Source organism: Reyranella sp., assembly GCF_965279465.1.
Taxonomy (GTDB): Bacteria; Pseudomonadota; Alphaproteobacteria; order Reyranellales; family Reyranellaceae; genus Reyranella.
Map to the genome: position 1 here is coordinate 285510 of NZ_OZ257242.1, position 25680 is coordinate 311189.

The window sequence follows — 25680 nt, forward strand, 5'->3', positions numbered from 1 at the left end:
GGACTCGCTTCCTAGCTTTTGCCACAAGGGTGGCGCCGGTCCATCGACCGGCAGAATTGTTTTTTGGAGATTACGATGACCGTCAAAGCAACCGACGCCTCCTTCGAGCAGGAAGTCCTGAAGTCCGACACGCCGGTGCTCGTCGATTTCTGGGCCGAGTGGTGCGGTCCGTGCCGCATGATCGGTCCCGCGCTCGAGGACATCGCCAAGGACATGGACGGCAAGCTCAAGGTGGTGAAGGTCAACATCGACGAGAACCCGATGGTGCCGACTCGTTACAGCGTCCGCTCGATCCCCACCCTGCTGCTGTTCAAGAATGGCCAGGTCGCCGCGACCAAGATCGGTGCCGAGCCGAAGCAGAAGCTGGTGAGCTGGATCAACAGCAACGTCGCTTGAGCTGAATTCCTAGCCGTTGCGCGCGAGAACCGCGCCGGCGAGGTAGAGCGAACCGCAGATCAGGATGCGCATCGGCGCAGGCTGGGTGGCCAACAGGTCTTCCAATGCCGCGCCGATGTCGTTTGTGGGCACACAGTCGAGGCCGACCTCGGTCGCCTTCGCGCAGGCCTCGACCGGGGTGTAGGCGCTGTGACCTTCGGGGAACGGCACGGCGCGCGCGGCCTGCGCATGGCGCGCCAGCGGCCGCAGGAAGCCCGAGGCATCCTTGGTCGTCAGCATGCCGAACACGAGATAGAGCGGCAGCGGCGCGGGCTCCTTCGCCCAGTCGCTGGCCATGCGGGCGAGCGCGATGCCGCAGTCCTCGTTGTGGCCGCCGTCGAGCCACAGCTCGCAGCCCGGCGGCAGCGCCTCGACAAGAGGTCCGCGCGTGAGCTTCTGGAGACGCGCCGGCCATTCCACCGACGTCAGGCCCGCGCGGATCGCCTTGTCGTCGATGGCGAACTTCGCCGCTCGCAGCCGCTCGATGCAGGCGACTGCCGTCGCGGCGTTGTCGAGCTGATGGGCGCCCACGAGCGCGGGCGCCGGCAGGTCGAGCGTAAGCAGGTCGCTTTCGTAGCGAAAGCCCGCCTCCGCCGGCGCCATCTGCCATTCGCGGCCCATGCGGAACAGCGGGACGCCGAGCTTGGCGGCCTGGGCGGCGATGACCTCGGCGCTCACCTCGCGCTGGCGTCCGATCACCGCCGGCGCGCCGTGCTTCAGGATGCCGGCCTTCTCGGCCGCGATGCCTTCGAGCCTGTCCCCCAGGAAACCGGTGTGGTCGTAGCCGATTGGCGTGATCGCGCAGAGCGCGGGATCGACGACGTTGGTTGTGTCGCGCCGGCCGCCCATCCCGACCTCGAGGATGGCGATGTCCGCCGGAACGCGGGCGAAAGCGACGAACGCGGCAACGGTCGTGATCTCGAAGAAGGTGATCGGCTTGCCGGCATTTACCTCCTCGCACTCGGTCAGGACAGCGGCGAGCTCGTCGTCTTCGATCAGCCGGCCGGCCACGCGAATGCGCTCGTTGAAGCGCACCAGATGCGGCGAGGTATAGACATGCGCGCGATAGCCCGCCGCCTCCGACATGGCGCGTAGATAGGCGACCAGCGAGCCCTTGCCGTTGGTACCCGCGATATGGACGACGGGCGGCAGTTTCTTATGCGGCGAGCCCATCTCGACCAGCAGCCGCTCGATCCGCTCCAGCCCCAGATCGATGGCGCGCGGATAAAGCTGCATCAGTCGCTGCAGGATCGCTTCGGTCACATCGGCCTCTCATCGCTGGGAGCGCGGCTCTCCAGAGCCGCTCTTCCTTGGGCTTGCCGCATCCCATGAGCGGCTCTGGAGAGCCGCGCTCCCAGCCACATGATCCTATTGGCCGGCGACGGCCAGGCTGCGGTTCTCGACGACCAGCGGATCCATCAGCAGCGTGACCATCCGGATCAGCGTTTCGCGCAGCTTGTGGCGATGGACGACGGCATCGACCATGCCATGCTCGAGCAGGTATTCCGAGCGCTGGAAGCCCTGAGGCAGCTCCTGGCGAATCGTGTCCTGGATCACGCGCGGCCCGGCAAAGCCGATGATGGCGTCGGGCTCGGCGACGTGGATGTCGCCCAGCATGGCGAAGGAGGCCGACACGCCGCCAGTCGTGGGATCGGTCAGCACTACGATGTAGGGCAGGCCCGCTGCCTTGACCATGCGCACCGCGATGGTCGTCCGGGTCAGCTGCATGAGGGAAAGAATGCCCTCCTGCATGCGCGCACCGCCGGAGGCCGAGAAGACGATCAGCGGCGCCTTGCGCGCAACCGCAAGCTCGGCCGCCATGACCAGGCCTTCGCCGACCGCGGTGCCCATCGAGCCGCCCATGAAGCCGAAATCGAGCGCCGCGACGATGGTCGTCCGATTGCCCATCAGTCCGCTCGCCACGACCAGCGCATCGCTCGTGCCGGGCTCGGCCTTCGCCTGCGCCTTCTTCAGGCGCGCGTCGTAGCGTTCGGTGTCGCGGAACTTCAGCGGGTCGAGAGTGACCTTGGGCAGCGCATGCAGATCGTACCTGCCGTCATCGAACAGGAATGGCAGCCGCTTCAGCGGCCGGATGCGCATGTGGTGGCCGCAATGGCTGCAGACCTCCTGATTGGCCTCCCAGTCGCGCACGAACAGCATCTGCTCGCACTTGGGGCATTTCAGCCAGAGGTTCTCCGGCGTCTCCTTGCGGGTGACAAGGGCGCGCAACTTCGGACGGACGAAATTGGTCAGCCAGTTCATGGCCGGGGTATCGCACGAAAGGGTTGGAGGGCCAAGCTTGGCAGACCGACCCTGCTCAACGCCAGAAACCAGAGAATGGCGCCACGAAGTCCTGCGGTTTCTTCACCTCGCAGAACAATTTCTTCGCCCTGTACTGGGCGCAGAGCTTTTGCGCCGCGCCGGGCTCCAGGTCGGCAATGATCGCGGCCTGGCGGGTCGCCTTGTTGACCGTGACGGGCAGGATGTACTCCTTGCCGAGCCGGGCGCCGAAAGAGCCGAGTTCGGCCTGGCCGACGTCGTAGGCATTGCGCGCGGTGCGCCAGTCGCCGTAGGTGCCGAGCCATGCCGCATCGCCCGGCATGTCGTAGCGAATCAGGCCGCATTCGCCCTGGCTCAGCACCGTGGTCGGATGGCCGGCCTCGTTGGGCACCTGCCAGATCTTCGGGCGGCTGCCGGCGGTCTTCAGTGCGAACGCCTGGTCGAACAACCGAACCAGGAACTCGTCGCGCAGGTCGGCACGGCGGAAGCCGAAGGCGATGGCGATCAGCCGCCGGCCGTCGCGTACCGCACTGCCAACGATGTTGAAGCCCGAGGAGCAGATGAAGCCGGTCTTCAGTCCGTCGGCATAGGGTGCATACATTTCGACGAACTTCACGCCGGGGCCGATACGCTGCTTGCCGAGCATGAACTCGCGCGTCTGGAAATAGGGATAGTACTCGCCGACGTCGCGCATCAGCGCGAGGGTGAGGATCGCCAAGTCGCGCGCCGTCGTGACCTGGCCGGGGTCGGGCCAGCCGTTGGCGTTGCGGAACTCGGTCGCCGTCATGCCGAGCCGTTTCGCCGTCTGGGTCATGCGCTGGGCGAACGCTGCTTCCGAACCGGAGACCTTCTCTCCCAACGCCACGGCCGCGTCGTTGGCCGAGCGCGCGACCAGGGACTGGATGGCCTGCTCGACGGTTATCGAGCCACCGACGCCGATCCCGAGCTTCGAGGGCGACGCGCTGGCGGCGTGCTGCGAGAACGGAACCGGCGTGGCCAGGGTGAGCCGGCCGGCCTTCAGATCCTCGAACACGAGATAAAGTGTCATCAGCTTGGTGAGCGAGGCGGGATACCAGGCGGCGCCCGCGTCGCGCTGCAGCAGCGTCTCGCCGGTGGCGGCATCGACCACCAGATAGGGCCCGGCGACAACCGGACCCGAGGGCGAGGAAACGGTAGCGAGTTGGGCTCCAGCCGGCCCGGCCGACAAGGCAAAAAGCGCCAGGAAGAGGGCGAAGGCGCGGACCGGAAAACGCTGTTTCATTCCAGGCGATTCATGCCATTACATCGGTTCCATGCTCAAGGTCCTGATCGCCCCCGTCACGCCGTTCCAGCAGAATTGCTCTCTCATCTGGGATGACGAGACGATGGAAGGCACCGCCGTCGATCCGGGCGGCGACTTCGACCTGCTCCGGCAGGAGATCGAAAATCAGGGCATCAAGATCACCAAGGTGCTGCTGACCCATGGCCATGTCGACCACGCCTCGGCCGCCGGCACCATGGCCGAGCACTATGGCGTGAAGATCGAAGGCCCGCATCGCGACGATCTCTTCCTGATCGAGGCGCTGCCCGAGTCCGGCCGCAAGTACAATTTCCCAGCCTACAAGCCGTTCGTGCCCGACCGCTGGCTGGAAAATGGCGAGACGGTGAGCCTCGGCAATCTCACCCTGGATGTCGTGCATTGTCCCGGCCATACGCCGGGCCATGTCGTGTTCGTGCACAAGCCGTCGAAAGTCGCTTTCGTGGGCGACGTGCTGTTCCGCGGCTCGGTCGGCCGCAGCGACATTCCCCGCGGCAATCACGACCAGCTCGTGAATTCGATCCGCAGCGGCCTGTGGCCTCTGGGCGATGACATCCAGTTCGTGCCGGGCCACGGCCAGACATCGACCTTCGGCTGGGAACGCAAGACCAACCCCTACGTCGCCGACCTGCTGTTCGACGACGACTGAGCGACGCCGAGATGATCGAGCGGCAGCGGCGCACCGGCCTTCAGGCTGTTGATCGCGATGCTGCTCTGCACCTCGCGCACCATCGACAGGGCGAGCAGCTTGCCGATCAGGAATTTCTGGTAGCCCGCCAGATCGGGCACCACGACTTCGAGCAGATAGTCGACGGCGCCCGAAACCATGTGGCAGGCGATCACTTCCGGCATGGCGAGCACCGCATCCTCGAAGCAGCCGGCACGATCGTTGGCGTGGCCCTCGATGCGCACGCCGACGAAGACGGTGAAGCCGAGGCCGATCCGTGCGCGATCGAGCGACGCGCGATAGGACTCGATGTAGCCCTCGCGTTCCAGACGCTTCACCCGGCGCAGGCAGGGCGAGGGCGAGAGACCGATCTTCTCCGCCAGATCGACGTTGGCCAGCCGGCCGTCCGCCTGCAGTGCGGCGATGATCTTGCGGTCGAACGCGTCTAGTAGCACATCTGCCAAAGTTAAGCCCTCCAATTGGCACTATGTGCCTTTTAGAGGAAGAATATTGGCTCAATCGGCAAGGACTCGCCACCGGGCCTCATGCGACTGGACGTCCTCCAAGCGAGGAGCGACGAGATGGACGAGCAGATTGAGAAGGCGATCGAGAAGTACGTCGAGGGCGCGCGAATCGGTGCCCCCGGCCTGATGCGCGATGCCTTCATGGCCGAGGCAACGGTACGCGGCAGCTATGGCGGCAAGCCGGTCTACTGGACGCTACAGGAGTTTTGCGACCTCATCGCGACGGGCGGCCCTGCGCCTGATCTCGAGACGCGGGTCGCCACTGTCGAGGTTTCGGGGACGGCCGCAATGGCGCGTCTCGAAGCCGTCAATTGGCGCGGCACCCGCTACACGGATTTCTTCGTGCTGCTGCAACGTGACGGAGAATGGCGGATCGCGAGCAAGGTGTTCTTCGCCCACGACCGCGCATAGCGCGCATCGTCAAAGCGACGCGCCGAGGAAATTCCTGACCGCAAGATGACTCGACGCCGGCATCGGCGCCTGATTGTTGCGGTTCAGCACATAGACGAGTCCGTGACGCAGCATTGCCTTGGTGAAACGGCGCGGCTTGCCGTCGAGCAGGACAAGCTCATCGGGCGAGCGCTGCGACACGGGGCGCGCGAACGCCGCAAGTTCCACCTCGGCCGCTGGATAGAGGCCGCACGCCATCGCACCGAGCGCGTAGGAAAGACACTCCTCTTCCCAGCGATCAGGCTCGCGTCCTTGAGTGTCCAGAAGATCCAGCGCGTCGGTGAAAATTCGGTGAAGCCTGTCCAACTGATCTGTGGACTTTTCCATTCTGCGCCTCCTGATTCACCGAACGACTGGCGCGCATATGGGCGCGAGAAGCAGGCGAGACAATGGCGCGATGACGCCGGTTCCCCTTTAATCACAGACGTTTGCGTTACACTTTTTGAATGCTCCGCACGCCGTTTGCGAGCGACTTCACGAAAGTGAGAACGCCGTCGACGAGGCCCGCTTTCGGCTTGCCGCTTTCGTCGAGCGCAACCTTGACCTTGTCGACGATCGCCGAGCCGACGACGGCGGCATCGGCGTGGCGCGCGATCATCGCCGCCTGCTCCGGCGTCTTGATGCCGAAGCCGACACCGACCGGCAGCGCGGTGTGACGCTTGATGCGCGCGACATGCTCGCGCACCGCATCCTCGCTTGCCGACTTGGTGCCGGTGATGCCGAGCACCGACACAAAATAGACGAAGCCCGACGAGTACTTCAGCACCGCCGGCAAGCGCTTGTCGTCGGTCGTCGGCGCCGTCAGCATCACCGTATCGATGCCCGCAGCAGCAGCATGAGGCTTGATCGCGTCGGCTTCCTCCGGCGGCAGATCGACCAGGATGAAGCCGTCGACTCCCGCCGCCGCCGCATCCTTGCAGAACTTCTCGACGCCGCGCTGGTAGACGAGATTGTAGTAGCCCATCAGCAGGATCGGCGTGTCGTTGTCGCCGGTCTCCTGGCGGAAACGGCGCACCATGTCGAAAGTCGCGTCAACCGTGATGCCGGCCTTGAGCGCACGCTGGCCAGCCGCGTCGACCGACGGACCGTCGGCCATCGGGTCGGTGAACGGCATGCCGAGCTCAATCAGATCGGCGCCGGCACCCGGCAGGCCCTTCAGGATCTGATAGCCCAGCGTAACATCAGGATCGCCGGCGCTGATATAGGCCACGAGCCCGGCACGCTTGTCGGCCTTGAGCTTGGCGAAACGCTTCTCGATACGGCTCATGTCGGGTCCTGGGAAGTGATTACGGCCAGCGGCGGCCTGATCCGGATGCGCTCATCTTCGACGATAGCAACGCGGTTCGTCATGTCGCATCAGCCGTCAGCCGCGAAGGCAATCGCGGCCTTGACGTGATCTGGGTTAAGCGACGGATAGGCGGCGATGATGTCGGGCGTCCCGGCTCCGGTCGCCATGTCCGCGAGAAGCTGGCGCAGCAGAACCCGTGTCCCCCTCATTGTCGGAAGACCTCCGCAAATCCTCGGGTCACGAACGATGTGGTCTCGCCAGTCAAAGGGCATGACTATCTCCAGTCTGTCGTCCCGAGCGCAGCGAAGAACCTCACGCTAGCCAAGCGGCCGGTGTGTGATCGGTCGGTGAGATCCTTCGCTGCGCTCAGGATGACAGACAAGAGCATGAGCGACATTCTGCACGTCTTTGCCGATCTACGATGCAATTCCCTTAGGCCTTCATCCCAAGTCGCGCGGCGATCTGCGGGACGTCCTTGTCGCCACGGCCGGAGAGATTCATCACCAGCAGGTTGTCCTTCGGCAGGGTCGGCGCGAGCTTCATCACGTAGGCCACGGCATGAGCCGATTCGAGTGCGGGAATGATGCCCTCGAGCTTGCAAAGCAGCTGGAACGCCTCGACCGCCTCGTCGTCGGTCGCCGAGACGTATTCGACCCGGCCGTTTTCCTTGAGCCACGAATGCTCGGGACCGATGCCTGGATAGTCGAGGCCGGCCGAGATCGAATGCGCCTCGGTGATCTGGCCGTCCTTGTCCTGCAGCAGGTAGGTGAGGTTGCCGTGCAGCACGCCCGGACGACCGCCGGCAAGCGACGCGGCATGCTGGCCGGTCTCGACGCCATGGCCCGCCGCCTCGACACCAATGATGCGCACGCCCGGATCGTCGAGGAAGGGGTGGAACAGGCCCATCGCATTGGAACCGCCGCCGATGCAAGCGACCAGCGTGTCGGGCAGGCGACCCTCGGCCTCCATCATCTGCTCGCGGGTCTCCTCGCCGATCACGCACTGGAAGTCGCGCACCATCGTCGGATAAGGATGCGGACCCGCGACCGTGCCGATGCAGTAGAACGTCGTCTCGCAGGTCGCGACCCAGTCGCGCAGCGCATCGTTCATCGCGTCCTTGAGCGTCGCGGCGCCCGCCTGCACCGGACGCACCTCGGCACCGAGCATCTTCATGCGCGCCACGTTGGGTGCCTGGCGCTCGACGTCGAGCGCACCCATGAAGACCACGCAGGGGATGTCGAACAGCGCGCAGGCGGTCGCCGTGGCCACGCCGTGCTGGCCCGCGCCGGTTTCGGCGATCACGCGCGTCTTGCCCATGCGCTTTGCCAGCAAAACTTGCCCCAGCACGTTGTTAATCTTATGCGAGCCGGTGTGATTCAGCTCCTCGCGCTTCAAATAGACCTTGGCGCCACCGAGGTGATTCGTGAACCGCTTGGCGTGATAGAGCGGGCTGGGTCGGCCGGCATAGTGCGTCGCCAGAGATTTCAGCTCGCCCTGAAATTCAGGATCGACTTTGGCCTCGTTGTAGGCCTTCTCCAGATCGAGGATCAGCGGCATCAGGGTCTCGGCGACGTAGCGTCCGCCGAAAATGCCGAAATGACCGCGCTCGTCCGCGCCGGTGCGGAAACTGTTGGGAGTGTTCGGCATCGACTAGCTCTTTTTCTTCTTGGCGGCTTTCTTCTTCGCCACCTTGGGAGCGGCCTTCGGCGCCGCCTTCTGCACGGGCGCGCGCTTCGGCGCCGCCGCTTTCGCCGCAGCCTTCGGCTTCGGCGCGATGGCCAGCGGTTCCGGCTCGTCGGCCTCGACCTCGACGATCACCTCGATCTCGACCGGGATACCGCGCGGCAGCGAGCCCATGCCGACCGCCGAGCGCGCGTGGCGGCCGCGGTCGCCGAACACCTCGACGAACAGGTCGGAGCAGCCGTTGATCACCTCGGGCTGGTTGCCGAATTCGGGAATGGCGTTGACCATGCCCAGCACCTTGACGATCCGCTTGACCCGGTCGAGGTCGCCGAGCTCGGCCTTCATCACCGCGATCAGGCTGAGGCCGGTTTCGCGCGCGTGGCCATAGGCCTGCTCGACGGTGAGATCGCGCCCGACCTTGCCGATCGGCAGCGGCTTGCCCGGCAGGCCTGGCCCCTTGCCGGCGAGATAGAGCAGGTTGCCGGTGCGCACGGCGTTGACGTAGTTCGCCATCGGCGACGTGGGCGTGGCCAGCTCGATGCCGAGCTCCTGCAGCCGCTGTTCGGTCTTCATGGAATTCCTTTCAGAGCGCCTTCACGCGATCGAGGAAGGCGCGGATCAACGCGGGCGATTTCACACCGCGACTCTCCTCGACGCCAGAGGAAACATCGACGACGGGTGCGCCGGTGACGCGCACGGCTTCGGCGACATTGACGGGAGTGAGCCCGCCGGCCAGGAACCACGGCGCGGGCACCGTGCGGCCGGACAGGACCGTCCAGTCGAAGGCCTGGGCATTGCCGCCCGGCAAGATGCCTGCCGCGGCATCGAACATCAGGCAGTCGACGACGCCGGCGTAGGACGCGATGCCCTGCTCCACATCCCTCGCCTCACCGACATTGATCGCCTTCATGACCGGCTTGCCGGTGCGATGGCGGATCGCCGCCGCCCGCTCGGGCGTCTCGCGACCGTGAAGCTGCAGCATGTCGAGCGTGCCGGTGGCTAGTCTCTCGTCCAGCAGCGCATCGTCTGGATCGACGAACAGGCCGACCCGCGTGACTGTCTGCGGCACAAGCCCGCCGAGCGCGCGCATCGTCTCGGTCGAGACGTAGCGCGGCGACTTGGGGAATGTCACAAAGCCCACGTAACGCGCGCCGAATTGCACCGCGGCCTCGACCGTCTCGGGCGTCGACAGGCCGCAGATCTTGGCCTTCACTCGGGCCTCAACGCTCATAGATCGTTGACTCCGGCCTCGCGCGCGATCGCTTCGGCAGCCGCGCGCGGGTCGGCTGCCGTATAGATCGGCCGGCCGACGACGAGGTTGGTGGCGCCGAGATCGACCGCTTGGCGCGGCGTCATCGCCCGCTTCTGGTCGTTGGCCGCGCTGCCGACAGGCCGGATGCCGGGCACCATCAGCACGAAGTCGGGCCCGCACTGCCTGCGAAGTGCGGCGATCTCGAGCGGCGAGCAGATGACGCCGTCGAGCCCGCTGTCATACGCCAGCGCGGCGAGCCGCAGCACTTGGTCCGAGGGATCGGCATTGATGCCTGTCGCCTCGAGGTCCGACCGGTCGAGCGAGGTGAGCACCGTGACACCCAGCAGCTTCGGCCGCGCCACATTGAGCTTGGCCGCCTGCGACGCCGCCTCGTCGACCGCGGCCTTCAGCATCTCCCGGCCGCCGCTGGCATGGAGCGTGATGAAGGTCGGCGCCAGCTCGACGACGGCGCGGATGCCGCCCGCAACGGTGTTGGGGATGTCGTGCAGCTTGAGGTCGAGGAAGAACCCCACCCCGGTCGCCCTCACCGGAGTCGGAAAAGCATAGCGCACGCCGGGTGCGCCATGGGCCAGGAAGAACTCGAGGCCCAACTTGATGCCGCCGACGGCCGGCTTGGCTCCGCCTGCGATCGACTGGATCAGTCTGGTAGCCTGGGCGAGATCGGTGGTGTCGACGCCGCAATAGACAGGATTGGAAGGGGTCCGCATGGCGCGCGCAACCTAGTGGCGCCGCCTGTGGGCAGCAAGCTTTCTACTCGGCGGCGACTGGATTAACGTGCGTCCGCTGCCAGAGTTCGTCGGCGTGGAAATCGATCAGGCCGCGCGACGTTTCCCAAGCCAAACTTTCACCTGCGGACTGCACGAACAAGCGGTGCAGGAAAACGGCCGGCTCTCCCAATGAGGCCAAGGCGCCCCCCCGGGCAATCTCCGGACGAAAATCGACCGTGCTCGATGAGCCATCCGTCCACTCGATCGCGACAGTGAAATCGGGTCGAGGGGTAGCGCGCTTGATAGCGTATCGGGCCATCAGTCCAGCCTCCTTGGGACTTCGCCTGCTCTCACATATGTCCAATTTTCCATCAATTCCTGCTGGTGGGCCAGAGTCCATTCCAATAGTCGGCGGCGATGCCGCGCTGAAATTCGACCCTCCACTTCAATGACGTTACCGTCGTCAATGCGGATACGCGCATGAAAATCGCCCCCCGAGGATGGAAATGCGGCGGCGCATGATCATTGAAGTACAGGACGATCAGAATGCCGTCGACGATGGCAATAGTCGGCATGTCAGCTACGAGCTGCGTACCCGGCGGACGGCGTCCTGCCAGCCGGCGTAGCGGCGGTCGCGCGAGGGGGCAGCCTCGGCCGGCTGGAAGGCGCGGTCGAGGGACCAGGTGGCGGACAGGGCATCAAGGGAGGGCCACAGGCCGGCCTGCAGGCCGGCCAGGAAGGCCGCGCCCAGGGCCGTGGTCTCGATCACCCTGGGGCGCTCGACCGGGGCGCCGACCGTGTCGGCCAGACGCTGCATCAGCGGATCGTTGACCACCATGCCACCATCGACCCGCAACTCGTCGATCTGCGCGCCGTCGCCGCGCATCGCCTCGATCAGGTCGCGGGTCTGGTAGCAGACCGAATCGAGGGTGGCGGCCGCGATCTCGGCCGGCCCGGTGTCGCGCGTCAGGCCTAGCAGCGCGCCGCGCGCCTCGGCATCCCAGTAGGGCGCGCCCAGGCCGACGAAAGCCGGCACCATGTAGACGCCGTGGCCGGACTTCGCCTTGTCGGCAACGGCCTCCACATCGGCCGACTTCTCGATCAGACGCAGGCCGTCGCGCAGCCATTGCACGGCCGCGCCAGCGATGAAGATGCTCCCCTCGAGGGCATAGGTGCGCCGGCCGCCGAGCTGGTAGGCGATGGTCGTCAGCAGGCGGTGGCTCGAGCGCACCGCCATGCTGCCGGTGTTCAGGATTGCGAAGCAGCCGGTGCCGTAGGTCGCCTTGACCATGCCGGGCTTGATGCAGGCCTGGCCGACCGTCGCCGCCTGCTGGTCGCCCGCCATGCCGAGCACTGGCACCGGTGATCCGAGGATATCGGCCGTCGTGATCCCGAACGCGCCGGCGTTGTCGACCACCGTCGGCAGCATCGATCGTGGCACGCCCAGCAGCTTGGCCAGTTCCGGGTCCCAAGTGCCCTTGCGGATGTCGAGCAGCAGGGTACGGCTGGCGTTGGTGGCGTCGCTCGCATGGACCTTGCCGCCGGTCAGCCGCCACAGCAGGAAGCTCTCGATCGTGCCGGCGGCAAGCGCGCCCTTGTCGGCAGCAGCCTGCGCGCCCGTGACGTTCTTCAGGATCCAGGCGATCTTGGTGCCCGAGAAATAGGGATCGAGCAGCAGGCCGGTCCTGTCCGAAACGTTTTTCTCGTGGCCGCCGCGCTTCAGCTCGGCGCACATCTCCGAGGTGCGGCGATCCTGCCAGACGATGGCGTTATGCACCGGCTTGCCGGTCGCGCGGTCCCACACCACCGTCGTCTCGCGCTGGTTGGTGATGCCGATGCCCGCCAGCGCCGTGGCCGCGAGCCTGGCCTCGGCGAGTGCGCCGCGGCAGACCTCGACGGTCGCGCGCCAGATCTCCTCCGGATCGTGCTCGACCCAGCCGGGCTTGGGGAAGATCTGCGGCAATTCCTTCTGCGCCGAGGCGACGGGCCGCCCCGACGAGTCGAACACGATTGCGCGCGTGCTGGTCGTGCCCTGATCGATGGCGAGGATGTGTTTCGCGGCCATGCGGCCGCGATTAGTGCGCCCGGTCGATTGCGAAGTCTACCGCCTCGAGCAGCGCCGACTTCAGCGGCGAGTCGCCGAACAGGCCCATCGCATCGCGTGCCATGGCGCCGTAATGGCGGGCCCGTTCGAACGTGTCGGTCAGCGCGTTGTTGCGCTCGATCAGGATCTGCGCCTGCAGGAGATCGCCGTCGCGCTGGTCGAGCTTCTCGATCGTGCGCCTCCAGAACGCGCGATCGACCGCGCCGCCGCGCAGGAAGGACAGGATCACCGGCAGGGTGATCTTGCCCTCGCGAAAGTCGTCGCCGACCGTCTTGCCGAGCGCGGCCTCGCGGCCGGCGTAGTCGAGCGCATCGTCGACCAGCTGGAAGGCGATGCCGAGGTTCATGCCGAAGCTTTCGAGCGCCACGCGCTCCGGGCCGTTTCGGCCGGCCACTATGGCGCCGACCTCGGCCGCCGCGGCAAACAGCTTGGCGGTCTTGGCCTTGATGACCTCGAGATAGGTCGCCTCGGGCGTGCTGATGTCGCGCTGCGTGACGAGCTGCAGCACTTCGCCCTCGGCGATCGTCGAGGAGGCGCGCGACAGCACGCCCAGGATGTCGAGCGAGCCGACATCGACCATGAGCTCGAAGGAGCGCGTGAACAGGAAGTCGCCAACCAGCACCGAGGCCTTGTCGCCCCACACCGAGTTGGCGGTCGGCCTGCCGCGCCGGAGCACGCTGACATCGACCACGTCGTCGTGCAAAAGCGTCGCCGAATGAATGAACTCGACGCAGGTCGCGAGCTTGACGTGCCGGTCGTCATCCGCCGCGTAGCCGCACAGCCGTGCCGCAGCCACCGTCAGCAGCGGACGCAGCCGCTTGCCCCCGGCCCCGACCAGATGATTGGCGAGCTCGGGAATCAGCGTCACGGGCGACCGCATGCGGTGCAGGATCTCGCGATCGACCCGCGCCATATCGTCGGCGCAGAGCGCCAACAGCGGCTCCAGGCTGGGAGCCTTGCGCTTGCCTTCGAGGGAAACGACCTTTGCCATGACCGAAGGATAATCCGCCAACAGTGCAATATGTTGCGACACGATGTCGTGACACTAGTCTGATGCGTACCATGGAAACGGCTCTGACCGAAGACGGCCTGCTGGGGGGCCGCCTGCGCCTGCTGCAGTCGCGCCGGGGCTACCGCGTGTCCATCGACGCCGTACTGCTGGCCGCCGCCGTCGACCCGGCTCCCGGTGAATCTGTCCTCGACCTCGGCTCGGGCGTCGGATCGGTCGGCCTTTGCCTCGCCAAACGAATGCCGGACTGCACGATTCTGGGCATCGAGCTGCAACCGGCCCTGGCGCAGCTCGCCGAGCGCAACGCCACACGAAATGGCTTGGGCGACAGAGTTCGCACCATCGTCCACGACATCGCGCGGCCTTTGCCACAAACATTTTCCCTGTTCGATCAGGTGGCCACCAACCCGCCCTATCTGGCGGCGGCGGCGGCAGACCCCTCGCCCGATCCGAGCAAGGCGCTCGCCACCGTCGAATCGAGTGCCAATCTGGCGCGCTGGCTCGCGGTGGCAACCGGCGCCCTCAAACCTGCAGGCACCCTGACCATGATCCATCGCAGCGACCGGCTGGAGGAGATCACAGGTCACCTGATCCGACTGGGCTGCGGCAGCCTCACGGTCAAACGGTTGCCGCCCGCTGCCCGCGTCCTGGTAAGGGCACGGCGCAGCCAGGCATCCTCCGTCACCGAATCTCCGCCGCTGGTGCTGCACAAACCGGAAGGCGGCTATACCGAGGCAGCCGAGGCGATCCTGCGTCACGCCGCTCCGCTAGACTTCTAGGCGCCGCGCCGCGACAGTGCCGGCCATGTTGACATGGTTGAGGAATCGTTTTCGTCGCGGCGCCGTCGTGCCGGTCGTGCGTCTGTCGGGCGTCATCGCCTCCGGCGGCCTGCTCGGCTCGCGCGGTCTGTCGATCGAGTCGGTGGCGCCCTTGCTCGCTCGCGCCTTCTCCCAGCGCGGCGCGAGGGCGGTGGCGCTGGTCATCAACTCGCCCGGCGGATCGCCGGTACAATCGGCGCTGATCGCCAAGCGCATCCGCCTGCTCGCCACCGAGAAGAAGCTGCCGGTAATCGCCTTCGTCGAGGATGTCGCGGCGTCGGGCGGCTACTGGCTGGCCTGCGCGGCGGACGAGATCATCGCCGACGGCGCTTCGATCGTCGGCTCGATCGGCGTGGTCTCCGCAGGATTCGGCTTCCAGGACCTGATCGCCAAGCTCGGGATCGAGCGGCGCGTGCACACATCGGGCGAGAACAAGTCGATGCTCGACCCCTTTCGCGTCGAGAAGCCCGACGACGTCGAGCGCCTCAAGCGTCTGCAGGCCGAGATCCATGACGGCTTCAAGGACTGGGTGCGTGAGCGGCGGGGCACGAAGCTCAAGGGCGGCGACTCTCTGCTCTTCACCGGCGAATTCTGGACCGCCACGCGCGGCCTGGAGTTCGGGCTGGTCGACAGCCTGGGCGAGCTGCGCATGGTGCTGCAGGCGCGTTACGGCGCCAAGGTGCATCTGCCCGTCATTGCCGCGCGGCGGAGAATCCTGTCACGCTTCGGCCTCGGCGGCGGCATCGAACTGATCGGGCCCTCGACCCTCGCCGCGCTGGAAGAACGCGCGCACTGGCAACGCTTCGGACTATAGGACCCCCAACCATGAACCTTCTCACGCCGGCCGATCCGGCCGACCTCGCCGCCGTCCGCACCTGGTTCGACACGCTGTCGGAGCACTGTCGCGCCGTCGACTACGAGGGCGCGCGGCCGATCTTCGCCGACGACATGATCGCCTTCGGCACCTTCACCGACTTCATGCACGGCCGCGAGCTGGCCGAGCAGAAGCAGTGGCGCAACGTGTGGGGCACGATCCGCAATTTCCGCTACGACCTCGACAAGATCGAGGCGATCGTCTCGGCCGACCGGCTGACCGCGGTCGGCATGGGCGTGTGGCAGTCGGACGGCTTCCATCCCAACGGCGACAAGTTCGACCGACCCGGCCGCACGACGGTCGTGCTCGGCCGCCGCAAGGTCGGCGATCCGTTCGTCGCGACCCATACCCACATGTCGCTGTTCCGCGGCACGCCCGACCGGAGCTACGGCAAGTTCTCCGGTCCTTGAGCTGGAAGCGCGGCTCTCCAGAGCCGCTCCCCGCCGTGACTCACGCCGGATCCACCGCACCCTTCTGGTCGACGATGCGGCGGTACTGGTCCGGTTGGCGGTGGACCGCGAAGTTGAAGGTCGTCGTCTTGTAGCTCTTGCCGGCATCGAGATCGCAGCGATGCACGACCAGCTCGTCGTCGATCCCGGCAGCGCGCGCCACCACCTTGCCCGAGGGCGCCACAATCATCGAATCGGCGAGCGAGGGCACGCCCTCCTCGGCACCTCCCTTGGCGACACCGACCACCCACGTGCCGTTCTGGTAGGCGCCGGCCTGCATCGAGAGCTGGTTGTGGAACCAGGAATGCTCGTCGTGGTCGGGCGACGGCGCGTTATGAAGCGGCGTATTGTAGCCCAGCATCACCATCTCGACGTTCTGCAGGCCCATCACGCGATAGGTCTCTGGCCAGCGCCGGTCGTTGCAGATGCACATGCCAATGTTGCCGCCGAACGCCTTGAACACCGGAAAACCGAGATTGCCGACCTCGAAATAGCGCTTCTCGAGATGCTGGAACGGCCGCCCCGGCTCGTGCTCGGCATGGCCCGGCAGATGGACCTTCCGGTACTTGCCGACGATGCTGCCGTCCTTCTCGACGATGATCGAGGTGTTGAAGTGCCGGATGCGCCCCTCCTCGTTGGCAAGCTCGGCATAGCCCAGGCAAAAGCCCATCGCCAACCGCCTGGCCTCGGTGAAGAGCGGCGCCGTCTCGTTCGACGGCATCTCCTGCTCGAAGAAGGAATCGATCTCCGACTGGTCGGTCATCCACCAGCGCGGAAAGAAGGTGGTGAGCGTAAGCTCGGGAAACACCACCACGTCGCAGCCCATCCGCTTGGCTTCGCGCAAATGGGAGATCAGTCGCTCCACCACGTCGCGCCGCGTGTGGCTGCGCTGGATCGGACCCATTTGCGCAGCGCCAACTGTCAGAAATCTACTCATGGTCGCCCTTCATGCCGTCGCGTGGAGTTGGGGATTGAGGCTCCCCCATACTTTCTTTTAGGGGATCGCCTCAAGGGCGCCGCTTTGCGAATTGCGCCAGAATTGCAAGCCGGACTGGCCGGACAACACGCGGGCTTTCACGATTCGGCCGTCGTGCGCGCCAAGGCGCACCCGTTCTGCTTGCTGGAGATCGCCGAACGCGCACGGGGATCGCGTGGTCCAGGCCACGGTCGGTGTCGGCTGGAGAAGGCGTCCAGATTGACGGTATTCGGCCGTGCCGAGCACAACGCCATTTCCCGAAGTCGACGCAACGCCCTCACCAGCCGCGCCAGTTGTCTCGCTCATATCGCCCCTCCGAGCGGCAATTATCGCCGCCCGGACGGGCTAACACCATCGCCTAGAACTTGATCTCGACGCGACGGTCGATCGGATCGGCGAGACCGTCCATCGGCTTGGCGATCGGTGCGCGAGCTTCCTGCTTCACGACGATGGCCTCCGGCGCCACGCCGTGGCGGATCAGCTCACCCTTCACCGGTGCGATATTCTCCGCCCGACCAATCAAGGTGACCTGCCGGGCCGTGCTCGCTTCGCTCGCCGCGTTACGCACGGTGGCCGCCGCAGTCGGTGAAAGCGCCGTGCCTCTGTCGGCAAACACGACGAAGTCCTTCTTCGGAGCAGGGACTGCCGACGCAATATTCTGCGCCGTCGCTGCGCCGGCCATGCCGACCAGAAGCCCGCCCGCCAGTATCGCCATGCCAAGATTTCGCATAGGGACAACTCCTTCTGTTGTTTCTATGCAACGCTTTCGGACGTAAATGGGACCACCGTTCTTTTTCTGCTTTTTTCTGCAACCTTTCGCTAGGGCCCCGCGCGCTTCACGTCGTTGGTGAATTCGGCGGAGGTGAAGGTCCCGCCCTGGAATAGATCGCCGACGGGATCGGGGCCGATCTTGGCTTGCTCCGCCTCGGCATGCGCGCGGTGGTCCTCGGCTTTGCCGGCCGGCCGGTAACCGAGCTGTCGGGCGCGCGAGTTGTCCCACCACGAGGCGGCGTTATCGGAAACGCCGTACAGGATGTCGTAGCGGATGTCGGGATGCTCGAGCCCGATACGGAAGAGCTGCACGATGTCCTCGGGCGAAATCCAGATCGACAGTCGCCGCGCGTCGAGCGGGCGCGGCCCCACGTTGCCGATGCGCAGGCAGGTCACGATCAAGCCGTGCTTGTCCGCATAGAGCGCACCCAGAGCCTCGCCGAACGCCTTGCTGACGCCGTAGCGGCTGTCGGGACGCACCGTGACATCGGTCCCGATCTTGCACCTGCGGGGATAGAAGCCGACCGCGTGGTTGGACGAAGCGAAGATCACGCGCTTCACGCCGGCCTTCCGCGCCTCCTCGAACAGGTTGTAGCAGCCGATGATGTTGGCGTTGAGGATCTGGTCCCAGCCGCCTTCGACCGAATGGCCGCCGAGATGGATGACGCTGTGCGCGCCCTTCACCGCCGCCGCCACCTCGTCGGGCCGGGTGAGATCGGCCTTCACGAACGTCTCGCCCGGCTGCAGGTCCTTGGGCTCGACCCGGTCGCTCAGCACCAGCCCGGGATAGAGCCGGGCGAGCAACGGCCGCGTCATGGTGCCGATGCCGCCGGAGGCGCCGGTAAAGACGATGCGGCGCGACTGGTCGCTACGCGACTTATCCTCGGTCATGGGTTCGATCCTTCTGCAAGCTTGCGGTAGCGCTCGAGCGAGCGCGTGAGGTGGTCGCGCATGGCGCGGCGGGCCTCGACCGGGTCGCCGGCGGCAATGCCCGCCACGATGCAGCCGTGCTCGCGCTGGATGCGCTCGAGATAGGCGCGCCGCTCGGCCGGCGTGTCGGCCGACAGTCGCACGCTCTGGCGCGGGATGACGTGGCTGCCGAGGAAGGCGAGGAAGCGCGGGAACTGCGCATTGCCTGTCGCTTCGGCAATGGCGCGATGGAAGGCGAAGTCCTCGGCGACGGCGCCTTCGCCGTGCCGCAGGACACGATCGATGTCGCGCAGGGCGGCGCGCACCTTGGCGACGTGCTTGCGGTCGGCCCGCTCGGCGGCGAGGGCGGCGGCCTCGACCTCGACCGCGAGGCGCAGTTGCATGACGTCGAGCACGTCCTCGATGCGGCCGATGTGCGGGGCGACGATGCGGAACGGCGAGGCGGTCGGATTGTCCGCGACATAGGCGCCCGAGCCGCGCCGCGTCACCACCAGCCCGTCGGCGCGCAAGGCGGCAACCGCCTCACGCACCACGGTGCGGCTCACGCCCATGGTCGAGGTCAGTTCCTGCTCGGTCGGCAGGCGCGCGCCGGGCGCGAGCCGCCCGCCGCGAATATCGGCGCTGAGCCGCGCCATCACCCGTTCGGCGAGGTTGTTGGGAGAATGCTTGTCCGCCATCGGGGGGAATGGTAGCGTCTCGCAAGTTGTCAGACAACTTTAGAAGACAATTATCGTGACCGACGCCGACAAGAAGCCGTTCCGCCGATCTTCCTGCCGATCTGACTGCAGTACGGCATGGGCCGGCGGAGTTCGGCACGCTGATGCTGATCAACTGCACGCTGGGGCTCAACACGCCGCCAGTCGGCGCGACCGTTCGTCGGCTGCGCGATCGGCGGTATCTCGGTCGGCGGCGAGGTGATGCAGACCATCATGCCGTTCTACGGCGCCCTGATCGCCGCCCGGCTGCTGTCCACCTACGAGCCGCTCTTCTCCCTTGGCCTGCCGCGCTTGTTCCTCGGCAAGTTCTGAGGCACATCGCCGGCATGATTCGCCGCGCCCGTCCCGAGGACCATTCCCGCATCACCGAGATCCGCAACAGCGTGACGGAAAACATTCTGCGCGACCCCAGCCGCGTGACGGTCGCGGACTACAAATGGTTCGAGCAGAACCCCGGCGTCTGGGTGTGGGAAGAAGACGGCCTGATCCTGGGCTTCTCCGCCGCCGACACCCGCGACGGCTCGATCTGGGCGCTGTTCATGGCCAACGACCACCAGCGCCGCGGCATCGGCCGGGCGCTGTTCGAGAAGGCGTGCGATGTGCTGCGCCAGGACGGCCACCGCACGGCCTGGCTGACCACCGATCCCGGCAGCCGCGCCGCGGGCTTCTACCGCGCCGCCGGATGGAAGGTGATCGGCACCAGCCCGCGCGGCGAGGCGATCTTCCACGGCGTTCTCTGATCCGGGGGCGCGGCGAATGCAACTTCGAGGGCATTCTCTGATACAGTAACGCGATGTCCGCTGACCCGTCTTCCGCCGCCGACCGTCCGACGCGCTGGGGACTCACCGTCAAGCTCTTCGGAGCTCTCCTGCTGCTCGGCGGCCTCGCTGTGCTGGTGACCAGTGTGCTGGGGTACGTCCGCGCCCGCGATGCGCTCGAGGAGAGCATCTACCAGCAGCTCACCGTGGCGCGGCAGACCAAGGCGCGGCAGGTCGAGGAATATTTCCGCACCGTCCGCCAGGACCTGCTGCTGCTTGCTCATTCCAAGATGGTGGTCGAGGCGACGCGCGGCTTCCGGACGGCCGTGGAGCAGCTCGACCAGGCACCGCTGCCCGACGGGCTACGGCCGAAGGTCGAGGCCTGGTACGAAGCGCACTACATGCCCGACGTGCGCCGCCTGCTCGGTCAAGACGTGCCACTCACCGACTACATGCCGGTCTCCACGAGCGGGCTCTACCTGCAGGACCACTACATCGTCGACAATCCACACCCGGCCAACCGGCGCGACCTGCTCGACGACGCGCATGACGGCAGCAACTACAGCCAGGTGCATGCGATTCATCACCCTCTGCTGCGCGCAGCGGCCGTCACGGTCGGCTTCGACGACTTCCTGATCGCCGACGCCAAATCGGGCAGCGTGATTTACGGCACGGACAAGGAGGTCGACTTCGGGACCTCCTTGCAGCGCGGGCCCTATCGCGCCACCAACCTCGCCGCGGCCGTCGCCCGCTGCGCCGGGCGGGCCGACCCGTCGGCGATCTGCCTGGAGGACTTCTCGGCGTACCTGCCGTCGAACGGCGAGCCGAACGCCTTCATGGCCGCGCCGGTGATCGACCAGGGCGCGGTGGTCGGCGTGCTGGTCGCGCAATTGTCGATCGCCGCGATCGACCGTGTGGTCACCGGCGGCCGGCGCTGGCGCCAGGAAGGCTTCGGCGCCACCGGCGAGGCCTATCTCGTCGGCCCGGACTTCCTCCTGCGCTCGGGTGGACGGCTGTTTCACGAGGACCGCGACCGCTATTTCGCCGAGCTGGAGGCGGAGGGCGAGCCGGCCGAGGAGATCGCGGCCATCAAGCGCTATGGCTCTCCGGTTCTGCACCAGCGGATCGACACGCAGGCGACGCGCGCAGCGCTGGGCGGGCTCGAGGGCACTGGCCGGGTGATCGGCAACTACGGCAAGCCGACATTAGCCTCCTGGGGCCCGCTCGACATTCCAGGCGTCCGTTGGGGGCTGATCGCCAAGATCGAGACAGCGGAGGCGTTCGCGCCGATCCAGCGCCTCGAGCGTGATCTCTTGATCGTGGGCGGCCTGACGCTCGTGGCGGTGATCTCGATCGGCGGCTGGCTGTCGCGCTCCCTGACGGGGCCGCTGCGGGACCTTACGGCGGGCGCGCGGCGCTTCGCCGCCGGCGACGGCAGCGTCCGCGTTGCCGCGCGCTCGCGCGATGAGATCGGGCAGCTCTGCCTCGCCTTCAACAGCATGGTCGACGACATCAGCAGAAAAAACGTGGTGATCGAGGACAAGAACCGGGAGAACGAGGCGCTGCTGCTCAACGTCCTGCCGGGGCCGATCGCCAACCGGCTGCGCGGCGGCGAGCAGGGAATCGCCGACGGCTTCGCCAACGTCACCGTCCTGTTCGCCGACCTGGTCGGATTCACCGAGCTCACCTCCGAGATGCCGCCGCAGGAGGTCGTGACCCTCCTCAACGGCCTGTTCACCCGCTTCGATACGGCGGCCCAGGAGCTCGGGATCGAGAAGATCAAGACGGTCGGCGACGCCTATATGGCGGTGTGCGGCATGCCGAACGTCGTCGCCGACCATGCCGAGCGCATGGTGCGCATGGCGATCCGCATGGTCCACATCGCGCGCGAGCATGCGCTCGAGCACCGCGTGTCGATGCAGGTGCGGGTCGGCATCAACAGCGGCCCGGTGGTCGCAGGCGTGATCGGCAAGAGCAAGTACATCTACGACCTGTGGGGGGACACGGTGAACCTGGCCAGCCGCATGGAATCGACCGGCGTCCCCGGCGCCATCCAGGTCACGCGCCCAGTCTACGAGCAGCTCAAGGACAAGTTCGCTTTCGAGCCGCGCGGCGCCATCGAGGTCAAGGGCAAAGGCAAGGTCGAGGCATGGCTGCTCAAGCTGTGACCGGCGAAGTCGGCGAAGCTCGTCGCAGAGAACGCCCACCTCGAAGGCAAAGGGTGTCCCGGCGGCTCAGCTTTCGGCCAGCTCCACCATCAGGTTGAGCAGCACCTGCGCTCCAGCAATGAGGTCGGCCGGCTCGGTGTGTTCCTTGACGTTGTGGCTGAGGCCCGCGACGGAGGGGACGAAAATCATCGCGGTCGGGCAGAGGCGCTGCATCATTTGCGCGTCGTGCCCCGCGCCGGAGGGCATGCGGCGCGTGGAGAGAGACAAGGCCTTGGCGTGGTGCTCGACCCGGGCGACAAGGCCTGCGTCGAAGATCACCGGCTCGAAGCGTGCCAGCACCTTGGCCTCGACCTCGAGCCGCTCGGCCGCCGCGACCTCGGCGACATGCGCGGCGACCTTGGCCTCGGCCTCCTTGAGCTTCGCCTCGTCGGTGTTGCGCAGGTCGACGGTGAAGACGGCGCGGTTGGGCACGACGTTGATCAGGTTGGGACGCAGCGCGAGCGAGCCGACCGTCGCGACCTGGTTGCCGCCCATCTCCCAGGCTGTCTTGCGCGCAAACAGGTTGACCGAGGCGGCGAGGTAGCCGGCGTCACGGCGCAGGCGCATCGGCGTGGTGCCGGCGTGGTTGGAGACGCCGGCCACGGTGTACTCGGTCCAGGAGATGCCCTGCACGCTCTCGACCACCCCGATCCGCACCTTCTCCTCGTCGAGGATCGGCCCCTGCTCGATATGCAGCTCGAGGAAGGCATGCGGCTTCAGCGCGCCGGGCTTCGCGGCCCCGAGATAGCCGATGCGGCGCAGCTCGTCGCCGACCGCGATACCGTCCTGGTCGACGGCGGCATATGCTTCGTTCAACCCCATGCCGCCGGCATAAACCAGGCTGCCCATCATGTCGGGCTGGAAGCGGGCACCCTCCTCGTTGGTGAAGAAGGCGACGGCGATCGGCCGCCGCGTGACGACGTTCGCCGCGTTGAGCGCCCGCACCACCTCGAGCCCGGCCAGCACGCCGTAATTGCCGTCGTAGCGGCCGCCGGTGCGCACCGTGTCGATGTGGCTCCCGGTCATGATCGGCGGCAGGTTCTCGCATCCGGCGCGCAACCCGATCACATTGCCGATGGCGTCGATCCGGACGTCGAGGCCCAGTTCCTTCATCCAGCCAACGACGAGGTCGCGGCCGAGCCGGTCCTCGTCGGTGAGCGCCAACCGGGCGCAGCCGCCCCCTTCGATGGCGCCGATCCGGGCCAATACATCGAGATTGTCAAAAAGATGGCGGTCGGAAAATTGAGGTTTCATCGAAGGGTCATCTTATCACGTCGCGTTGATCCGGTTTGGCTTGCCAGAACCCAGACGCAGGGTCACTTAAAGGCGGTGACCATGCACCGTTTGCTTGCCCTTCTGCTCGCCGTTTGCCTCGCCGGACCCGCGTTCGCGCAGCAATCCGTCGTGAAGACCGACAATGTGCGCGCAGAGCTCGTGTCCGAGGTTTCCGAGGTCAAGCCGGGCGAGCCCTTCTGGGTCGCCCTGCGCCAGACCATCAAGCCACATTGGCACACCTACTGGAAGAACCCGGGCGATTCGGGCCTGCCGACCGAGATCACCTGGAATCTGCCGGCCGGAACCAAGGCCGACCCGATCGTCTGGCCGGCGCCGACGCTGATCGATGTCAGCGGCGTCATCAACTACGGCTTCCAGGACGACATCCTGCTGCTGGTGAAGATCACCCCGCCGGCCGATCTCACCGGAACGCTGGCGCTCAAGGCCGATGCCAACTGGCTGGTGTGCGACGATGTCTGCATCCCCGAGGAAGGCAAGTTCGCGCTCGAACTGCCGGTCGGGCCGGCGGCCAGGCCAGCGGATGCCACCACCCGTGCGCTGTTCGACAAGGCGCGCCGGGTCGTGCCGACGGACAGCCCGTGGCCGGCGCGCTTCGGCCTCTCCAAGTCGGGCGATCCGACCCTGGTAGTGGATGCCAAGGGACTGAAGCCCGACACGATCCGCAGTGTCTACTTCTTCCCCGCCGAATGGGGTCCGGTCGCGAGCATGGCCAGCCAGAAGGCCAGCGTGACCGCCGAGGGCATCCGCATCCCGCTCAAGAAAGGCGACGCCAAGGCGACGGCGGCGGCGCAGTCGATCGCCGGCACGCTGGTGCTGACCGAGAAGACCGGCGACGGCGAGCAGCGGCAGGCCTTCGACATGGTCGCCAGGCTCGATCCCGCCTTCGTGCCGAGTGCAGCGCCGCTCACCGCCTCGAACGAAGGCGAAAGTCTCACGCTCGTCCAGGCGCTGCTGTTCGCGCTGCTGGGCGGCCTGATCTTGAACCTGATGCCCTGCGTCTTCCCGGTGCTGGCGATGAAGGCGGCGGCCTTGGCGCGCCTCGCCGGCCATGAGCGCAGCGCGATGCGGCGCGACGGCGTCGCCTATACCGCCGGCGTGCTGGTCGCCTTCGGCGCGATGGCCGCCGCGGTGATCGCGATCCGCGCCAGCGTCGGCGAGGTCAACTGGGGTTTCCAGTTCCAGTCGCCCATCTTCTCGCTGCTGGTCGCCTATCTGTTCTTCGTGGTCGGCCTCAACCTCGCCGGCGTGTTCGAGATCGGCGGCAGATTCACCGGCGTGGGCCAGGGACTGGCGGCGAAAAGCGGCGCGACCGGCGCCTTCTTCACCGGCGTGCTGGCGGTTGTCGTGGCGACGCCCTGCACCGCCCCCTTCATGGCGGCCGCGCTCGGCTTTGCGCTCAGCCAGCCTGCGCCGCAGACCGTGGCGGTGCTGCTGGCGATGGGCCTCGGCCTCGCCCTCCCCTATCTCGCACTCTCGATGACCCCGGCCCTGCAGCGGCTCATGCCGCGGCCGGGCGCGTGGATGGACCGGCTGCGCCAGTTTCTCGCCTTCCCGATGTGGGCCTCGGCGGTCTGGATGATCTGGGTGCTGACCCAGCAGACCGGCCCAGACGGCGTGATTTACGCCCTGGGCGGCATGATCCTGATCGCCTTCGCGCTCTGGCTGCTGCGGCTCGGCAGCGCCGGCACGCTCGGCGCGTGGCTGCGGCGCGGCCTCGCGGCGGCAGCAGTGCTGCTGGCCTTCGGCGCCGTGCTGAAATTGCAGGACGGCCCCGCCACCGCGGCCTCCGCCTCAGGCGGGCCGTCGACAGGCGTCAGCTTCGAAGGCTGGGAGCGCTTCTCGCGCGCGCGCATGACCGAGGCGGCCGCCGCCGGCAAGCCGGTGTTCGTCGATTTCACCGCCGCCTGGTGCATCACCTGCCTGGTCAACGAGCGGGTCGCTCTCGAAACACCCGCCACCCGCCGCGCGTTTGAACAGACTGGCACCGTAAAACTCAAGGGCGATTGGACGAATCGCGATCCCGAGATTACATCCCTGCTGAAAGAGCTGGGTCGCGCGGGCGTGCCGCTGTACCTTTACTGGGCTCCGGGCGCCGAGCGCCCCAAAATTCTGCCGCAGGTCCTGACCGAAGCGGCAATCATCTCGGAACTGCAAACCAAGCGATAGGA

At 66.7% G+C, this 25680-nt stretch carries 30 protein-coding genes; 9 read left to right on the forward strand and 21 right to left on the reverse strand.

From position 1 onward, the window contains the following. Positions 1–75: 75 nt before the first annotated feature. Complete coding sequence (trxA, locus tag ACQY8M_RS01355; RefSeq protein ID WP_428668686.1) at positions 76–396, forward strand: thioredoxin; 321 nt, start codon at positions 76–78, stop codon at positions 394–396. Between the two features lie 9 nt (positions 397–405). On the opposite strand, the gene ACQY8M_RS01360 is transcribed toward trxA, so the two are convergent. The 3 genes from ACQY8M_RS01360 to ACQY8M_RS01370 form a co-directional block, all read right to left on the reverse strand. Then, the gene (locus ACQY8M_RS01360; RefSeq protein WP_428668687.1) at positions 406–1698 is read right to left on the reverse strand and encodes a bifunctional folylpolyglutamate synthase/dihydrofolate synthase; all 1293 of its coding nucleotides are present in this window, start codon (positions 1696–1698) and stop codon (positions 406–408) included. Between the two features lie 105 nt (positions 1699–1803). Beyond that, a complete protein-coding gene (gene accD / locus ACQY8M_RS01365; RefSeq protein WP_428668688.1) occupies positions 1804–2697 on the reverse strand; it encodes an acetyl-CoA carboxylase, carboxyltransferase subunit beta in 894 nt (297 codons plus the stop codon). A 55-nt stretch (positions 2698–2752) separates the two neighbouring features. After that, positions 2753–3976 (reverse strand): D-alanyl-D-alanine carboxypeptidase family protein, encoded by a 1224-nt coding sequence (locus tag ACQY8M_RS01370; RefSeq protein WP_428668689.1) that lies wholly within the window; start codon positions 3974–3976, stop codon positions 2753–2755. A gap of 31 nt (positions 3977–4007) precedes the next feature. Here ACQY8M_RS01370 and ACQY8M_RS01375 point away from each other — a divergent pair, with 31 nt between their 5' ends. Continuing rightward, on the forward strand, positions 4008–4661 hold the full coding sequence (locus tag ACQY8M_RS01375; RefSeq protein WP_428668690.1) for an MBL fold metallo-hydrolase: 654 nt from the start codon (positions 4008–4010) through the stop codon (positions 4659–4661). Here the strand turns inward: ACQY8M_RS01375 and ACQY8M_RS01380 are convergent. Further along, complete coding sequence (locus ACQY8M_RS01380) at positions 4628–5134, reverse strand: Lrp/AsnC family transcriptional regulator (RefSeq protein WP_428675287.1); 507 nt, start codon at positions 5132–5134, stop codon at positions 4628–4630. The two genes, ACQY8M_RS01375 and ACQY8M_RS01380, sit on opposite strands and share 34 nt — an antisense overlap. Positions 5135–5260: 126 nt before the next feature. Here ACQY8M_RS01380 and ACQY8M_RS01385 point away from each other — a divergent pair, with 126 nt between their 5' ends. Further along, positions 5261–5614, forward strand: a complete 354-nt coding sequence (locus ACQY8M_RS01385) for a nuclear transport factor 2 family protein (RefSeq protein WP_428668691.1) — start codon at positions 5261–5263, stop codon at positions 5612–5614. Positions 5615–5623: 9 nt separating this feature from the next. On the opposite strand, the gene ACQY8M_RS01390 is transcribed toward ACQY8M_RS01385, so the two are convergent. The 11 genes from ACQY8M_RS01390 to ACQY8M_RS01440 all read right to left on the reverse strand — a co-directional run bounded on the left by ACQY8M_RS01390 (position 5624) and on the right by ACQY8M_RS01440 (position 13699). Further along, entirely contained in the window at positions 5624–5980 is a 357-nt protein-coding gene (locus ACQY8M_RS01390; RefSeq protein ID WP_428668692.1) for a hypothetical protein, read from the reverse strand. 106 nt (positions 5981–6086) lie between these two features. Then, a complete protein-coding gene (gene trpA, locus ACQY8M_RS01395; protein WP_428668693.1) occupies positions 6087–6920 on the reverse strand; it encodes a tryptophan synthase subunit alpha in 834 nt (277 codons plus the stop codon). 89 nt (positions 6921–7009) lie between these two features. Next, positions 7010–7150, reverse strand: coding sequence for a DUF433 domain-containing protein (locus ACQY8M_RS01400; RefSeq protein WP_428668694.1), 141 nt, complete (start codon positions 7148–7150; stop codon positions 7010–7012). Positions 7151–7373: 223 nt separating this feature from the next. Beyond that, positions 7374–8588, reverse strand: a complete 1215-nt coding sequence (gene trpB, locus ACQY8M_RS01405) for a tryptophan synthase subunit beta (protein WP_428668695.1) — start codon at positions 8586–8588, stop codon at positions 7374–7376. A gap of 3 nt (positions 8589–8591) precedes the next feature. After that, positions 8592–9197, reverse strand: coding sequence for a RidA family protein (locus ACQY8M_RS01410; RefSeq protein WP_428668696.1), 606 nt, complete (start codon positions 9195–9197; stop codon positions 8592–8594). Positions 9198–9207: 10 nt separating this feature from the next. Further along, positions 9208–9855: a phosphoribosylanthranilate isomerase gene (locus ACQY8M_RS01415; protein WP_428668697.1), complete on the reverse strand. Its 648-nt coding sequence runs from the start codon at positions 9853–9855 to the stop codon at positions 9208–9210. Continuing rightward, the gene (gene pyrF, locus ACQY8M_RS01420; RefSeq protein WP_428668698.1) at positions 9852–10604 is read right to left on the reverse strand and encodes an orotidine-5'-phosphate decarboxylase; all 753 of its coding nucleotides are present in this window, start codon (positions 10602–10604) and stop codon (positions 9852–9854) included. The genes ACQY8M_RS01415 and pyrF overlap by 4 nt, the downstream gene beginning before the upstream one ends. 43 nt (positions 10605–10647) lie before the next feature. Further along, the gene (locus tag ACQY8M_RS01425) at positions 10648–10923 is read right to left on the reverse strand and encodes a hypothetical protein (RefSeq protein WP_428668699.1); all 276 of its coding nucleotides are present in this window, start codon (positions 10921–10923) and stop codon (positions 10648–10650) included. Beyond that, positions 10923–11048 (reverse strand): DUF4160 domain-containing protein, encoded by a 126-nt coding sequence (locus ACQY8M_RS01430; protein WP_428668700.1) that lies wholly within the window; start codon positions 11046–11048, stop codon positions 10923–10925. The genes ACQY8M_RS01425 and ACQY8M_RS01430 overlap by 1 nt, the downstream gene beginning before the upstream one ends. Before the next feature lie 136 nt (positions 11049–11184). Beyond that, entirely contained in the window at positions 11185–12669 is a 1485-nt protein-coding gene (glpK, locus tag ACQY8M_RS01435; RefSeq protein WP_428668701.1) for a glycerol kinase GlpK, read from the reverse strand. 10 nt (positions 12670–12679) lie between these two features. Further along, complete coding sequence (locus ACQY8M_RS01440; protein WP_428668702.1) at positions 12680–13699, reverse strand: polyprenyl synthetase family protein; 1020 nt, start codon at positions 13697–13699, stop codon at positions 12680–12682. 71 nt (positions 13700–13770) lie between these two features. Between ACQY8M_RS01440 and ACQY8M_RS01445 the strand changes: the two genes are divergently transcribed. Genes ACQY8M_RS01445 through ACQY8M_RS01455 form a run of 3 tightly spaced genes read left to right on the forward strand, consistent with a single transcriptional unit; the run spans position 13771 to position 15819 of the window. Further along, positions 13771–14496, forward strand: a complete 726-nt coding sequence (locus ACQY8M_RS01445; protein ID WP_428668703.1) for a tRNA1(Val) (adenine(37)-N6)-methyltransferase — start codon at positions 13771–13773, stop codon at positions 14494–14496. Between the two features lie 25 nt (positions 14497–14521). After that, positions 14522–15349, forward strand: coding sequence for a S49 family peptidase (locus ACQY8M_RS01450; RefSeq protein ID WP_428668704.1), 828 nt, complete (start codon positions 14522–14524; stop codon positions 15347–15349). An 11-nt stretch (positions 15350–15360) separates the two neighbouring features. Then, positions 15361–15819: a YybH family protein gene (locus ACQY8M_RS01455; protein WP_428668705.1), complete on the forward strand. Its 459-nt coding sequence runs from the start codon at positions 15361–15363 to the stop codon at positions 15817–15819. A gap of 40 nt (positions 15820–15859) precedes the next feature. Here the strand turns inward: ACQY8M_RS01455 and ACQY8M_RS01460 are convergent, their stop codons facing one another. From ACQY8M_RS01460 to ACQY8M_RS01480, 5 genes are all read right to left on the reverse strand, one after another. Then, entirely contained in the window at positions 15860–16795 is a 936-nt protein-coding gene (locus ACQY8M_RS01460) for an N-carbamoyl-D-amino-acid hydrolase (protein WP_428668706.1), read from the reverse strand. Between the two features lie 57 nt (positions 16796–16852). Continuing rightward, positions 16853–17140 (reverse strand): hypothetical protein, encoded by a 288-nt coding sequence (locus tag ACQY8M_RS01465; protein ID WP_428668707.1) that lies wholly within the window; start codon positions 17138–17140, stop codon positions 16853–16855. 52 nt (positions 17141–17192) lie between these two features. Next, a complete protein-coding gene (locus tag ACQY8M_RS01470) occupies positions 17193–17564 on the reverse strand; it encodes a hypothetical protein (protein ID WP_428668708.1) in 372 nt (123 codons plus the stop codon). 89 nt (positions 17565–17653) lie between these two features. Next, positions 17654–18496, reverse strand: coding sequence for an NAD-dependent epimerase/dehydratase family protein (locus ACQY8M_RS01475; protein WP_428668709.1), 843 nt, complete (start codon positions 18494–18496; stop codon positions 17654–17656). After that, positions 18493–19212, reverse strand: coding sequence for a FadR/GntR family transcriptional regulator (locus ACQY8M_RS01480; protein ID WP_428668710.1), 720 nt, complete (start codon positions 19210–19212; stop codon positions 18493–18495). The genes ACQY8M_RS01475 and ACQY8M_RS01480 overlap by 4 nt, the downstream gene beginning before the upstream one ends. 365 nt (positions 19213–19577) lie before the next feature. On the opposite strand from ACQY8M_RS01480, the gene ACQY8M_RS01485 reads away from it, so the two are divergent. Together ACQY8M_RS01485 and ACQY8M_RS01490 are read left to right on the forward strand one after the other, a co-directional pair. After that, positions 19578–19991 (forward strand): N-acetyltransferase family protein, encoded by a 414-nt coding sequence (locus ACQY8M_RS01485; protein WP_428668711.1) that lies wholly within the window; start codon positions 19578–19580, stop codon positions 19989–19991. A gap of 53 nt (positions 19992–20044) precedes the next feature. Continuing rightward, complete coding sequence (locus tag ACQY8M_RS01490) at positions 20045–22177, forward strand: adenylate/guanylate cyclase domain-containing protein (protein ID WP_428668712.1); 2133 nt, start codon at positions 20045–20047, stop codon at positions 22175–22177. A 66-nt stretch (positions 22178–22243) separates the two neighbouring features. Here the strand turns inward: ACQY8M_RS01490 and ACQY8M_RS01495 are convergent, their stop codons facing one another. Beyond that, positions 22244–23470: a Zn-dependent hydrolase gene (locus tag ACQY8M_RS01495; protein WP_428668713.1), complete on the reverse strand. Its 1227-nt coding sequence runs from the start codon at positions 23468–23470 to the stop codon at positions 22244–22246. Positions 23471–23551: 81 nt separating this feature from the next. Between ACQY8M_RS01495 and ACQY8M_RS01500 the strand changes: the two genes are divergently transcribed. After that, positions 23552–25678: a protein-disulfide reductase DsbD family protein gene (locus ACQY8M_RS01500; RefSeq protein WP_428668714.1), complete on the forward strand. Its 2127-nt coding sequence runs from the start codon at positions 23552–23554 to the stop codon at positions 25676–25678. The last annotated feature ends 2 nt before the right edge of the window (positions 25679–25680 follow it).

What these genes read in the sequence shown, in the direction of transcription:
- ACQY8M_RS01490 (WP_428668712.1), top strand. Translation starts at nt 20,045, where the DNA reads ATGTCCGCTGACCCGTCTTCCGCCGCCGACCGTCCGACGCGCTGGGGA.
- accD (WP_428668688.1), bottom strand. Translation starts at nt 2,697, where the DNA reads ATGAACTGGCTGACCAATTTCGTCCGTCCGAAGTTGCGCGCCCTTGTC.
- ACQY8M_RS01440 (WP_428668702.1), bottom strand. Translation starts at nt 13,699, where the DNA reads ATGGCAAAGGTCGTTTCCCTCGAAGGCAAGCGCAAGGCTCCCAGCCTG.
- ACQY8M_RS01370 (WP_428668689.1), bottom strand. Translation starts at nt 3,976, where the DNA reads ATGAAACAGCGTTTTCCGGTCCGCGCCTTCGCCCTCTTCCTGGCGCTT.
- trxA (WP_428668686.1), top strand. Translation starts at nt 76, where the DNA reads ATGACCGTCAAAGCAACCGACGCCTCCTTCGAGCAGGAAGTCCTGAAG.
- ACQY8M_RS01500 (WP_428668714.1), top strand. Translation starts at nt 23,552, where the DNA reads ATGCACCGTTTGCTTGCCCTTCTGCTCGCCGTTTGCCTCGCCGGACCC.
- ACQY8M_RS01480 (WP_428668710.1), bottom strand. Translation starts at nt 19,212, where the DNA reads ATGGCGGACAAGCATTCTCCCAACAACCTCGCCGAACGGGTGATGGCG.
- ACQY8M_RS01475 (WP_428668709.1), bottom strand. Translation starts at nt 18,496, where the DNA reads ATGACCGAGGATAAGTCGCGTAGCGACCAGTCGCGCCGCATCGTCTTT.
- ACQY8M_RS01465 (WP_428668707.1), bottom strand. Translation starts at nt 17,140, where the DNA reads ATGAGCGAGACAACTGGCGCGGCTGGTGAGGGCGTTGCGTCGACTTCG.
- ACQY8M_RS01455 (WP_428668705.1), top strand. Translation starts at nt 15,361, where the DNA reads ATGAACCTTCTCACGCCGGCCGATCCGGCCGACCTCGCCGCCGTCCGC.
- ACQY8M_RS01445 (WP_428668703.1), top strand. Translation starts at nt 13,771, where the DNA reads ATGGAAACGGCTCTGACCGAAGACGGCCTGCTGGGGGGCCGCCTGCGC.
- glpK (WP_428668701.1), bottom strand. Translation starts at nt 12,669, where the DNA reads ATGGCCGCGAAACACATCCTCGCCATCGATCAGGGCACGACCAGCACG.
- ACQY8M_RS01470 (WP_428668708.1), bottom strand. Translation starts at nt 17,564, where the DNA reads ATGCGAAATCTTGGCATGGCGATACTGGCGGGCGGGCTTCTGGTCGGC.
- ACQY8M_RS01390 (WP_428668692.1), bottom strand. Translation starts at nt 5,980, where the DNA reads ATGGAAAAGTCCACAGATCAGTTGGACAGGCTTCACCGAATTTTCACC.
- ACQY8M_RS01410 (WP_428668696.1), bottom strand. Translation starts at nt 9,197, where the DNA reads ATGAAGACCGAACAGCGGCTGCAGGAGCTCGGCATCGAGCTGGCCACG.
- ACQY8M_RS01400 (WP_428668694.1), bottom strand. Translation starts at nt 7,150, where the DNA reads ATGAGGGGGACACGGGTTCTGCTGCGCCAGCTTCTCGCGGACATGGCG.
- ACQY8M_RS01385 (WP_428668691.1), top strand. Translation starts at nt 5,261, where the DNA reads ATGGACGAGCAGATTGAGAAGGCGATCGAGAAGTACGTCGAGGGCGCG.
- ACQY8M_RS01460 (WP_428668706.1), bottom strand. Translation starts at nt 16,795, where the DNA reads ATGAGTAGATTTCTGACAGTTGGCGCTGCGCAAATGGGTCCGATCCAG.
- ACQY8M_RS01485 (WP_428668711.1), top strand. Translation starts at nt 19,578, where the DNA reads ATGATTCGCCGCGCCCGTCCCGAGGACCATTCCCGCATCACCGAGATC.
- pyrF (WP_428668698.1), bottom strand. Translation starts at nt 10,604, where the DNA reads ATGCGGACCCCTTCCAATCCTGTCTATTGCGGCGTCGACACCACCGAT.
- ACQY8M_RS01375 (WP_428668690.1), top strand. Translation starts at nt 4,008, where the DNA reads ATGCTCAAGGTCCTGATCGCCCCCGTCACGCCGTTCCAGCAGAATTGC.
- ACQY8M_RS01450 (WP_428668704.1), top strand. Translation starts at nt 14,522, where the DNA reads ATGTTGACATGGTTGAGGAATCGTTTTCGTCGCGGCGCCGTCGTGCCG.
- trpA (WP_428668693.1), bottom strand. Translation starts at nt 6,920, where the DNA reads ATGAGCCGTATCGAGAAGCGTTTCGCCAAGCTCAAGGCCGACAAGCGT.
- ACQY8M_RS01495 (WP_428668713.1), bottom strand. Translation starts at nt 23,470, where the DNA reads ATGAAACCTCAATTTTCCGACCGCCATCTTTTTGACAATCTCGATGTA.
- ACQY8M_RS01425 (WP_428668699.1), bottom strand. Translation starts at nt 10,923, where the DNA reads ATGGCCCGATACGCTATCAAGCGCGCTACCCCTCGACCCGATTTCACT.
- trpB (WP_428668695.1), bottom strand. Translation starts at nt 8,588, where the DNA reads ATGCCGAACACTCCCAACAGTTTCCGCACCGGCGCGGACGAGCGCGGT.
- ACQY8M_RS01415 (WP_428668697.1), bottom strand. Translation starts at nt 9,855, where the DNA reads ATGAGCGTTGAGGCCCGAGTGAAGGCCAAGATCTGCGGCCTGTCGACG.